Source organism: Rhizobium cauense, assembly GCF_019511525.1.
GTDB classification, from domain to species: Bacteria; Pseudomonadota; Alphaproteobacteria; order Rhizobiales; family Rhizobiaceae; genus Rhizobium; species Rhizobium cauense.
Window position 1 is genome coordinate 1 of record NZ_JAEUAT010000040.1, and the last position, 11,237, is coordinate 11,237.

Consider the following 11,237-nt stretch of genomic DNA (forward strand, 5'->3'; position numbering starts at 1 on the left):
CCCCGGTCAAAATTCCTCGAACCCAAACCCGAAAGCTCAGGAACCAATCAGCGTCTCAGCCAATCTGCAAGAAACTCTAGAGCGAAGGTCTTCGTCGCCAGCAGCGCCGCCGCCCTCGTTCAGTGAGGGGGCTTATAGGCCACCACCCTTTTCTAAGTCAACAGCACTCCCAAAAGTTTTTTGACATTTTTGTAACAGATTGATTCCAAAGGGGGATTTTCAGGGAACTTAACGGCCTTGCCCAGGCGGCGTTCGAAATGGCGCGAAATTCCTTTATCAAATGGTCAAAAATCGGCGGCAAAGCTGTCTTCCACGCGTCCCCACAGCGCAAAAGGCCGCCCTAAGGGTTGAAACTCGAGGGAAGAGGATCATTTCCCCCCTACCCCGATGAGATCGCCTGGAACCTATCGCAGCTCTTTCGTGTTCCGTTCGCGTAGAAGAAGAGGAGAAAGACATGGCTGCCACCACCGACGACATCAGAGCCTCGGTCAGCAAGGATATCGCCGCACTCCAGCAGGAAGTGTCCCGTCTACAGAAAATGATCTCGGCCCAGGGCGCCGAAGCCTATTATGAAGTGCGCGACCGCGCAGGTAAGGCCTACGAAGATGCCCTCCCCCGCGCAAAGAGCGCTGTCGCGCAGATTAGAGCTGAGGGTGCAGCGGCCGCGGGTGCTGCCCGTGAGCATGCCGCCGCCACAACGACCGCCCTCGCCCTCGCGGGCGCGATTGGCTTCCTGGCCGGGTACCTCTTGAGCGGCAGCCAACAGCCACCACGTCATTGGTGGCGCTGACATCTGCGAGGAGACCGATCCCTCGCCTTTACTGCGAGCCGTATTGATCTGAAGGTCGATGCGGCTCGTAATACTTTGGTCTTAGAAAAACCAAGTTTCGCGGTTACTGCTGCGACCAAAATAGCTGGGAGGACTATTCATGGAGACCCAACGAACGCATTTTATTGTTGAAGTCAGTGTCGATGGCGCCAGTGGCCGCAAGGCAGTCGGCATCATGAACATGCGCCAGGCCCTTGAACTGCCCGAACTGCCCTTCCTCTCCTATACTCATCCTGACCCCGTCAAAGCAGCCGCGGGTGTTGTTATCAGCCGCCAGGAACTTGCCGGCCTCATGGCACACCACTAGGTTTGCTGACTTCTTCAAAAGACGAACCGGATGGCGCCTAGAGCGCCGTCTTGCTTTTCGGCCTTAAGTTACGCGCCATCTTACACCTCTCATTATCCCCGCGTTTTGCTCTCGGCTTGCTGGCATCATGAACCTGTTCATGCCAGAACCTGATCGACGGAACCAACGGGATGAAACAGCGTGAGGCAGCGGCGCTCACCTCAAAAATCGCGCGAGCGCGCAAAAACCAATGGCGAAGCGCCCGGCAGGCGAGTGACCCTGCCGCGTGCGCTCTCCAAACTCGGCCACTGTTCGCGGACACAAGCGGAACGGCTGATCCAGGACGGACGAGTTCTGGTGGACGGGCGCAAAGTCACGGACATCTCCGCCTGGGTGGACTTGGCAACAGCGAAGATCCAGGTCGACGGCTCCGAGGTTGTTGCGGAAGCAAAGATCTATCTCATGCTAAACAAGCCGCGCGGGCTGGTCACAACGCGCGATGATCCAGAAGGCCGTCCGACCGTCTATGAATGTCTGAGGGGCTTCGAGGCGCCTCACCTTTCGCCGGTCGGTCGACTGGACAAGGCGAGCGAAGGCTTGCTGCTCTTTACGAACGATACGGTCTTCGCGCAGGCGATGCTCGATCCCCTCACCCATGTCACGAAGACCTACCACGTCCAGGTTAATCGCATCGTGGACAGCGAAATGCTGGCGGCGATGACCTATGGCGTCCGCCACGATGGTGAAGTCCTGAAGGCAACATCGGCGACGCTGTTGAGGAGCGGCGACAAGAACGCCTGGATCGAGGTCGAACTCGATGAGGGCCGCAATCGCCAGATCCGCCGAATGCTGGAAGCGCTGGACGTCGAGTGCCTCCGCCTGGTGCGGGTTGCGATCGGCGGATTGGCACTCGGCGAATTGCCGAAGGGCGCGGTACGCGCATTGACGGATGCGGAACTGAGGGAACTGCGCCGAAGCGCAGGCATGGAAACAACAAAACGGAATTGACTGCATGACAGAATTGGCCGCGCACGAGTTTTGGCAGGAGATCCACAGCCCGGGCACCTTTAGGAGCGATGGTGATGTCTCGACATCCTACCTGGCCGAGCTGGACGATGGACGACAGCTTCGTCTGCCGGTGCGGGTGCTGGCAGACGGACGACATGCGCTGGCGTCCCTCATTATCAATCAGGCAAGCTTCGAAGTCGTCGACGTACTGGCTCAATCGCTTGCCGAGAGGTTGAAGCCCTTCCAGGTCGGAGTTGTCGCCGGTCTCCCGACCCTTGGGCTTACGCTCGCAGCCGCCGTGGCGCAAAAACTCGGGCACACACGATATGTGCCGCTCGGAACCTCCCGAAAATTCTGGTACCGCGACGAGCTTTCCGTGGCGCTCTCGTCGGTCACCACCCCCAGCCAACAAAAACGTCTCTACATAGACCCGCGGATGCTGCCGTTGCTGGAGGGGCAACGCGTGGCGCTGATCGACGACGTCATCTCCAGCGGAACCTCGATTGTTTCCGGACTGCAGCTCCTTGCCGGCTGTGGGATCGAACCTGTTGCGATCGGTGCGGCCATGCTGCAGTCACGTCGCTGGTGCGCCACGCTCGACGCAGCCGGCACACAATGGCGTCAAAAAACAGTTGGCGTATTTTCCACGCCGATGCTGGAGATCACCGAGACCGGTACGTGGCGTCCATCGCCGGCCTGAAGGCGTCATCAGCGTGCGGCATGGCGTGCGATATTTCGCTCTATACAGCGCGGCCCGAACCGCTACATTCTCCGGGTGGATTGAGGTTCGGGACAAACCATGACGTTTGAGCAAGCATCCCTGCTGATCCTCCTACTCACGATGCTTGTCCTGTTTTCACTGGAGCGCTTCCGCATCGAGGTGATCGCGATTGCCGGGCTCCTCGCCGGTTATGGCCTTCACCTTTATTCCGCCGAACAGGTCTTCGCCGGCTTTGCCAGCCCGGTGGTTGTGACAGTCGTCGAGATCCTGCTCATCGTGCAAGTCCTCGCTCGGGCTCACTTTTTCGATCGGCTTGCGGATTTTTTCGTGCGCGCAAGATTTTCAAACACCGCAGTCATCGCCGCCCTGTCTGGAGCGACCGGTTTCATCTCGATCTTCATGAATGACATCGGCGCCTTTTCGATCGCCCTTCCGGCAACGCTGCGGGTCAGTGCGGCGCTTGAGATCCCCAAACGGCAGTTGATCATCCCGATCTCGTTCGCAGCCCTCTTGGGCGGCATCGTATCGCTGATCGGGACGCCAGCGAACATGCTTGTCAGTAATTCATGGGAGGCGGCGAGCGGCGCGGGATTCCGACTGTTCGATTTTGCCTATGTCGGTCTGCCAGTCGCCATATCAGGCATCGCGCTGACCGCGTGGCTGGCACCGCGGTTGTTTCCTGACGAAACCGAAAGGACGGCTTCGGCAGCGCCGATCTCGCCGCACCGACGCCGGATCACCGAGCGGCATATTCCGGCGGGCTCATCACTTGTTGGCGCCCCTCTCTCGGACCTGCCCGATCGGTTCTCGTTGCAGCCCCACACACTCATTCGCAATGACAAGTTCGTCTTCGGCACGCCCGATAAGCTCGTCGTCGAAGCGGGCGACCTGCTGTTGGCCGAAGCGGACGAGATGGTCTTCGATGGGCTTCAAACATCGGGAACGCTGCTTTCGCGACAACGCTTGAACATGGACAGTTCCGAAGCCGACTATATCGAGGCAGTTGTTATGCCGGAGAGCACCCTAGTCGGCTCGCGACTGCACTCCCTGGAGGTGTTCAGCAGTCGCGACGTCACGGTTTCCGCGCTCTCGATGCGCTCACCGCGCATCGAAGGGCGTTTTGCAGATCTGCAGCTGTCGATCGGCGACATTCTGGTCCTGGAGGGCCCGCGAAAGGCAATCGCAGAAGCGCTGGAGGAATGCGAGTGCCTTCCGCTGGCGTCTCAGCCACCGCCTAGAACGTCGCCATCCTGGCAGCCCTTTGCCATTTTCGCCGCAGGCGTCGCGGTGACGGCTTTCGAACTCGTCACACCGGATATTGCTTTTGCGGGCGTTGTGCTTGCCTTGGCACTCCTTGGGTACCTGAACATTCGCCAGGCAATGGCGGACCTCAACTGGCCGATCATCATCATGCTCGGGGCGATGATCCCGATCGGCTCCGCTGTCGCCACCACGGGCACGGCCCAATTGATCGCTTCAACGCTTGGCTCCATGGTGTCACTGACTGAACCACTAGCCGGGGTCGCACTCGTTCTCTTCCTGTCAATGTTGCTGACGCCCTTCGTCAACAACGCGACCGTCGCAATCGTCATGAGCCCCATCGCCGTAGCCTTTGCTGCAACAGGGCATCATTCGCCATCGGCCTATTTGATCGCTGTCGCCGCAGGTGCCTCGCTGGACTTCTTGACCCCCTTCGGTCACCACAACAACACTTTGGCCATGGGGATCGGAAATTACCGTTTCAGTGATTTCCTGAGAGCCGGAGCACCGCTGACCGCGGCAAGCTATGGTCTTACCCTACTTCTTATCTATGTCTTCTGGCTTTAGGTGCGCGTTTGCTTGACATCCTCGGCGATGGAACTAGAGCAGGGGGAAACTTAACGATCAATGCAGAAGGATGGTCGAGCCCGTGCGAATCCTCTCCGAAGCCCATTTTCCAGAGCTCCCCAACTACTACCGCGGCAAGGTTCGCGAGAACTACGACCTGCCGGATGGGCGCCGCATTATCATCAGCACTGATAGACTGAGCGCCTTTGACAGGATCCTGACCTGCGTTCCCTACAAGGGCCAGGTTCTCACGCAGACGGCACGCTACTGGTTCGAGGCAACGAAAGACATCTGCCCCAACCACGTTCTCGACTATCCCGATCCGAACGTCGTCATCGGCAAGCGCCTGGATATCCTGCCTGTCGAAATCGTCGTTCGCGGCTATCTCGCCGGCACGACGGGGACCTCGATCCTCACTCTTTATAAGAAGGGCGAGCGCGAGATGTACGGCATGCGTCTGCCGGACGGCATGCGCGACAACCAAAAGCTACCCGAACCCGTGATAACGCCAACCAGCAAAGAGTTCGACGGTGGCCACGACGAACCACTGACACCCACCGAGATCGTCGAACGAGGGCTTCTGACTAGGGAGCAATGGGATACGCTGTCGCGCTATGCGCTGGCTCTCTTTGCCCGCGGCCAGGAACTTGCGGCTAAACAGGGGCTGATCCTCGTCGACACCAAATACGAGTTCGGCACGGACGAGAACGGCAACATCATTCTCGCCGACGAAATCCATACGCCAGACAGCAGCCGCTACTGGCTTGCCGACAGCTACCAGGCAAGTTTCGAGGCAGGAACCCGCCCGACAAGCTTCGACAAGGATTTTGTTCGCGCCTGGGTCGCGGAACGCTGCGACCCCTACAAGGACGAGATTCCCGAGATCCCTGTCGAACTGATCGAACAGACCTCCGAGGTCTACATCAAGGCTTTTGAAAGCATCACGGCACAGCGTTTCGTTCCGGATGACAGCGGCGCGACACCCGTCGAACGCATACGGAAAAATCTGTCGCCCTACTTCTCGTAGTGCTGGCTGAAAAATAGACTGCAACATTGGCTTGCAGGCTGTCGGCCGTTGGCGCTAGCATCGGCAAAAACGGATGCCGGCCTTGCGACCGGTGGGGGAATGGATGGCACGCAGGCCAAGACGCAAGGCCGAGGAAACCCGCGAAGACATTCTGTCGATGGCAGAACTGCTGTTCCGACAGCGCGGTTTCGTCGCAGTTTCGATCGCCGACATCGCCGCCTCGCTCGGCATGTCGCCGGCCAACGTCTTCAAGCACTTCCGCTCGAAAGCCGCCCTCGTCGACGCGATCGCCGAACGTCATCTCGGCGACGTCGCGGAGCGGTTTGCCGCCTTCGATGAGGATTTGCCGCCGAACGAGCAATTGCTTCGCTTCGTCCTGCGTCTGCTCGATAGCCACCTGCAGGACATCCAGCAAAACCCCTATATCTTCGAAATGGTCTTGATGACGGTGGAGGCCAAGCTCGATGCCGGCAATCGATATCGAGAACGCATCGTCCAGAAGCTCGAGGACATAATAAGGGAAGGCATCATCAGCGGACGCTACCATTGCCGCAGCTCCGAAGCCGCCGCCACCACGGTCTCCGACGTCCTGGCAAGCGTCTTGCACCCCGTTCTGATTGCCCGTGACGATAAGGACACACTGGTCAACCGCGCCAAGCAGATCGTCGACTTCGTGGATGCCGCACTGCAAAATAGCGCTTGCTAAGTGACGATTCATAAATTACGTCACTTCATAAAGTCTTTCTTAAATTCGGATCAGTGGCATTTGATTCTGGACCGATGATCTGCCTTCATTGTCGAATGAAGGGTCATTGGCCGGACGCCATCACACAGGGAATTCATGATGATACGGCGCATTTTCCTCGTTTCTTCCGCTCTTGCGATTGGCGGAGTACTCGCCGCCTGCAGCGATAGCGGCAACAAGGGCGCGGCCGGTACTCCGGGCGCTGCAGCTCAGCAGGCCGCCCCAGTCGGCGTCATATCGTTGACGAAGGGCACCTTCCCTGTAACCACGATCCTGCCAGGTCGCGCCGAGGCTTCGCAGATTGCCGAAATTCGCCCGCAGGTTAGCGGCATCATCCAAGAGATCCCGTTCAAGGAAGGCGGCGAAGTCAAGAAGGGTGACATTCTTTATCAGATCGAGGACGCCCCCTATCTGGCGACTGCCGCGCAGGCGCGCGCCGCCATCGCCAAGGCGGAAGCAAGTGTCCCGAGCGCCCAGAGCAATTTCGACCGCTATCAGCGGCTCGTCGGGTCAGGAGCAACTCAGATCGAACTTGAAACGGCACGCACCAACCTTCTGCAGGCGCAGGCCGAGGTCGAGTCGGCAAAGGCGGCTCTCACCGCAGCCGAGATCGATGTTGAACACACGAAAATCACGGCGCCTTTCGACGGCGTGATCGACCAGACTGCATACAACGTCGGCAACGTCGTCGCTGCCAACCAGACGACCGCTCTGACGACCGTGCGCCAGTTGGACCCGGTCTATATCCTTCTGACAGAATCGAGCACGAACCTCTTGCGGCTTCGCGACGCAATGAGACGGGGTGAAATCAAGGGAACCGCCGGAAACGAAGCGTTTCGCCTGATCCTTGAGAACGGCAAGGAATATGATCAGAAGGGCACGCTGGACATGTCGAAGTCTGTCGTCAGTGAGACGACCGGGACGTTCATCATCCGCGTTCGCTTCCCCAATCCCGACCGTGTCATCCTGCCCGGCATGTATGTCCGCGCCACGCTTGAACTCGGTTCAGAGGCTGGATTCGCGCTGCCGCAGCTTGCCACCAGCCGCAATGCAAACGGTGAATTGACGGCGCAGTTCGTCTCTGCCGATGGCAAGGTCGAGACCCGCATCTTCGAAAACGCAACACCTTCCAACAATGCCTGGCTCGTTACGGACGGCATCAAGGACGGTGATCAGCTCATTGTCAGCGGCCTCCAGTCGATTACCGCGGGCATGCCCGTCAAGCCCATGCCGATGAAGATCAACGACAAGGGAATTGTCGTGCCCGCTGAACAGGCCCCATCCGGTGACGCGCAGAAGCCCGCCGCGAAGTAATCGCGACGAACCGTGATCAGAGCCGCACAGGAACAGTAAGCCAATGGCCAAGTTTTTCATCCGACGCCCGATCTTTGCTTGGGTCATCGCGATTACGATCATGCTCGCGGGCCTGCTCGCGATCTTTACGCTGTCGATTTCGCAATACCCCGATATCGCGCCGACGACGGTGCGGATCAACGCGACCTATCGCGGCGCAAGCGCCGAAACGGTCGAGAAGTCGGTAACGACCATCATCGAAGACGGCATGACCGGCCTTGACGACCTGACGTATATGACGTCGACCTCGTCGACCGGCTCTGCCAGCATTTCGCTGACCTTCGGCACGAGTGTCGATCCCGATATCGCGCAGGTTCAGGTTCAGAACAAACTGCAGCTCGTCCAGTCCCAGCTGCCGAGCGACGTTATCGACGCCGGCATCAGCGTCACGCGCTCAACCTCGAGCATCCTGCTCGTCGGCTCTCTCGTCTCGACCGACGGCAAGCGCAACTCCGTCGATCTCGGCAACATCATGTCGACCTCGATCGAAGATCAGATCCAGCGTCTCGAGGGCGTCGGCAGCATCAACATCTTCGGCTCCGGCTACGCCATGCGCGTCTGGCTCGATCCCTACAAGCTGTTGAAGTACCAGTTGACGACAGGCGACGTTACCTCGGCGATCGAAGCCCAAAACACGCAGGTCTCCGTCGGTTCGCTCGGCGCCCAGCCGACGGTCGAAGGCCAGCAGCTCAATGTCACGATCACCGCGCAGAGCCAGCTGACCACCGTTTCCGACTTCGAGCACATTATCCTGAAGGTCGAGAAAGACGGTTCGACGGTGCGCCTCAGCGACGTCGCACGCATCGAGATCGGCCAGGAAAGCTATGGCGGCTCGTCTCGCTACAACGGCCAGCCGTCGACAGGCTTTGCGGTCAACCTCGCCATCGGCGCGAACGCGATCGATACCGCCGACCGCGTGCGCTCCGCTCTCGATACGATCAGCCGCGGCCTGCCGGAAGGCGTGGAGATCACCTATCCCTATGACACGACCCCCTTTGTCGAGCTGTCGATCGAAAAGGTCGTTCATACCCTGATCGAAGCCATTGTTCTCGTCTTCATCGTTCTTCTGGTCTTCCTGCAGAACCTCAGGGCGACGCTCATTCCGACGATCGCCGTGCCTGTGGTCCTGCTGGGCACCTTCGGCATTCTCGCGGTGGCTGGATATTCGATCAACACCCTGACAATGTTTGCCATGGTTCTCGCGATCGGCCTTCTTGTCGACGACGCGATCGTCGTCGTCGAAAACGTCGAGCGCATCATGACGGAAGAAAAGCTGTCGCCGCTTGAAGCGACGGAGAAGTCTATGGGCGAAATCACCGGCGCGATCGTCGGTATCGCCCTCGTCCTCACCGCGGTCTTTATCCCGATGGCCTTCTTCGGCGGCTCGACCGGCATCATCTATCGCCAGTTTTCTGTTACCATCGTCTCGGCGATGTTGCTTTCAGCGCTCGTCGCGATCGTGCTGACGCCGGCGCTCTGCGCGACCATGTTGAAGCCCGTAGGCGAACACAAGAAGCATCGCCTCGGCGACTGGTTCAACCGCAACTTCACGCGCTCGACCAACGGCTACGTCAGGAGCATCGGCTACCTGCTCAAGCGCCCGATCCGCGTCATGCTCGTCTTTCTTCTCATCGGTGTCGGTTGCGCCTATCTGTTCAACCGCCTGCCAAGCTCGTTCCTTCCGCAGGAAGACCAGGGCGTTCTGTTGACGATCGTCACTACGCCTCCCGGTTCGACGACACAGCAGACACAGGCAGTCGTCGAAAAGGTGGAGCAGTACTACCGCGAGAACGAGAAGGACGCCGTAGATTCCGTTTTCGGCGCCCTTGGCTTCGGCTTCAACGGTTCCGGCCAGAACAGCGCGATCGTCTTCACGAAACTGAAGGATTTCGCGCAGCGCACAGATCCCAACCTGCATGCGCAGGCGGTGGTCACGCGCGCACTCAAGACGTTCTTCACCTTCCGCGAAGCGCAGGTCTTCGCCCTGCTGCCGCCGGCGATTCAGGGCCTCGGCGTCTCGAGCGGTTTCTCCATGTATCTGGTCGACACCGGCGGTCACGGCACCGAAGCGCTGGATGCCGCCTCGAAGCGGCTGATCCAGATGGCGAATTCCAGCGGCAAGGTCGTGGCACTGCGCAGCAACAATAAGGAAGTCGAGCCACAGATGAAGATCATCATCGATCAGGAGAAGATCGGCGCGATGGGCGTCGATATCTCCGCGGTCAATTCGATGCTCTCTGTCATATTTACCGGTCGCGACGTGAACGACTTCACGCTGAACGGCGAGATCAAGCCCGTCTACGTCCAGGGCGACGCTCCCTTCCGCATGCAGCCCGACGATCTTGACCACTGGTATGCCCGCAACTCGAACGGCGAGATGGTCCCCTTCTCGGCCTTCACCCGCACGGAATGGGTCAAGGGCGCCCCGACACTCGCACGCTTCAACGCGGTCAGCGCGATCCCGCTTGAGGGTGCGTCTGCACCGGGCGTGAGCTCCGGCGACGCCATGAACGAAATGGAAGCGCTGACAGAACAGTTGGGCGGCGGCTACACGGTGGCCTGGCAGGGCATTTCCTACCAGGAACGCCTGTCCGGTTCGCAGGCACCAATGCTCTATGCGATCTCGGTCCTCGTCGTCTTCCTTTGCCTGGCGGCACTTTATGAAAGCTGGTCGATCCCGTTCTCCGTCATCATGGCGGTGCCTGTCGGCGTGCTCGGCGCGCTTGCCGCGGCAACCCTCTTCGGCCAAGCGAACGACGTCTACTTCAAGGTCGGCCTCCTGACGACGATAGGTCTGGCGGCGAAGAACGCGATCCTGATCGTCGAGTTCGCGAAGGACCGAATGGAAACAGGAATGGGGCTGCTCGAGGCAACTCTCGAGGCAGCACGCCTGCGCCTGCGTCCGATCATCATGACGTCGCTTGCCTTCATTCTGGGGGTCGTACCGCTGGCGATTGCAACGGGTGCTGGCTCCGCGGCACAGAACGCAATCGGCATCGGCGTGCTTGGCGGCATGCTCGCGGCAACCGCTCTCGGCATTTTCTTCGTGCCCTCGTTCTTCGTCGTCATCCGCCGGCTCTTCGCGCGGCGGCAAAAAAATGAAGCGTGAGTGTGGTATAAATGCACTGTGAGAAAATGAGACTCGTTGCTACATTGCCGCCAACTGCTTCGGGATGGTGTTTCTCGTACGAGCGAAGCGCGGCCGATAGCGAAGCATGAACGCTTCTGACAAGAATAGATTTGGTCGAGTTACAGGAAGATATTTAATGGCATCTTTTCGCTTTGCCTCTCCGGCGCTTCTGCTACTGCTCGCGGGCTGTGTGAGCGGCCCGGACCACGTTCCCCCGGAGATGCCGCTTCCGGCGAAGTTCAGCGAGGGCGGCGCCAAGGATATCGGCGACGTTTCGACGACGGCGTGGTGGACGGCTTACCGTGACCGGA

At 59.4% G+C, this 11,237-nt stretch carries 9 protein-coding genes and 1 pseudogene; all 10 read left to right on the forward strand.

All coding sequences use genetic code 11. The features are described from left to right. Positions 1-454 precede the first annotated feature (454 nt). Entirely contained in the window at positions 455-790 is a 336-nt protein-coding gene (locus JNB88_RS32685) for a hypothetical protein (RefSeq protein WP_037138856.1), read from the forward strand. 139 nt (positions 791-929) lie between these two features. Further along, positions 930-1,136: a hypothetical protein gene (locus JNB88_RS32690; RefSeq protein WP_037138860.1), complete on the forward strand. Its 207-nt coding sequence runs from the start codon at positions 930-932 to the stop codon at positions 1,134-1,136. 180 nt (positions 1,137-1,316) lie between these two features. Beyond that, entirely contained in the window at positions 1,317-2,123 is an 807-nt protein-coding gene (locus JNB88_RS32695) for a pseudouridine synthase (RefSeq protein WP_220359105.1), read from the forward strand. A gap of 4 nt (positions 2,124-2,127) precedes the next feature. Beyond that, positions 2,128-2,823, forward strand: coding sequence for a phosphoribosyltransferase (locus JNB88_RS32700; RefSeq protein WP_220359106.1), 696 nt, complete (start codon positions 2,128-2,130; stop codon positions 2,821-2,823). Between the two features lie 99 nt (positions 2,824-2,922). After that, positions 2,923-4,671, forward strand: a complete 1,749-nt coding sequence (locus JNB88_RS32705; protein WP_220359107.1) for an SLC13 family permease — start codon at positions 2,923-2,925, stop codon at positions 4,669-4,671. 82 nt (positions 4,672-4,753) lie between these two features. Continuing rightward, complete coding sequence (locus JNB88_RS32710; RefSeq protein ID WP_220359108.1) at positions 4,754-5,698, forward strand: phosphoribosylaminoimidazolesuccinocarboxamide synthase; 945 nt, start codon at positions 4,754-4,756, stop codon at positions 5,696-5,698. A gap of 103 nt (positions 5,699-5,801) precedes the next feature. After that, the gene (locus JNB88_RS32715; RefSeq protein ID WP_037138870.1) at positions 5,802-6,404 is read left to right on the forward strand and encodes a TetR/AcrR family transcriptional regulator; all 603 of its coding nucleotides are present in this window, start codon (positions 5,802-5,804) and stop codon (positions 6,402-6,404) included. A 138-nt stretch (positions 6,405-6,542) separates the two neighbouring features. Next, the gene (locus JNB88_RS32720; protein WP_037138873.1) at positions 6,543-7,757 is read left to right on the forward strand and encodes an efflux RND transporter periplasmic adaptor subunit; all 1,215 of its coding nucleotides are present in this window, start codon (positions 6,543-6,545) and stop codon (positions 7,755-7,757) included. 43 nt (positions 7,758-7,800) lie between these two features. Continuing rightward, entirely contained in the window at positions 7,801-10,905 is a 3,105-nt protein-coding gene (locus JNB88_RS32725; RefSeq protein WP_220359109.1) for an efflux RND transporter permease subunit, read from the forward strand. A gap of 157 nt (positions 10,906-11,062) precedes the next feature. Beyond that, positions 11,063-11,237, forward strand: a pseudogene (locus JNB88_RS34075) (efflux transporter outer membrane subunit); the annotation flags it as partial.

Bases quoted from the DNA above. Each gene is read 5' to 3' on its own strand.
- JNB88_RS32685 (WP_037138856.1), top strand. From the start codon at position 455: ATGGCTGCCACCACCGACGACATCAGAGCCTCGGTCAGCAAGGATATC.
- JNB88_RS32690 (WP_037138860.1), top strand. From the start codon at position 930: ATGGAGACCCAACGAACGCATTTTATTGTTGAAGTCAGTGTCGATGGC.
- JNB88_RS32700 (WP_220359106.1), top strand. From the start codon at position 2,128: ATGACAGAATTGGCCGCGCACGAGTTTTGGCAGGAGATCCACAGCCCG.
- JNB88_RS32705 (WP_220359107.1), top strand. From the start codon at position 2,923: ATGACGTTTGAGCAAGCATCCCTGCTGATCCTCCTACTCACGATGCTT.
- JNB88_RS32715 (WP_037138870.1), top strand. From the start codon at position 5,802: ATGGCACGCAGGCCAAGACGCAAGGCCGAGGAAACCCGCGAAGACATT.
- JNB88_RS32720 (WP_037138873.1), top strand. From the start codon at position 6,543: ATGATACGGCGCATTTTCCTCGTTTCTTCCGCTCTTGCGATTGGCGGA.
- JNB88_RS32725 (WP_220359109.1), top strand. From the start codon at position 7,801: ATGGCCAAGTTTTTCATCCGACGCCCGATCTTTGCTTGGGTCATCGCG.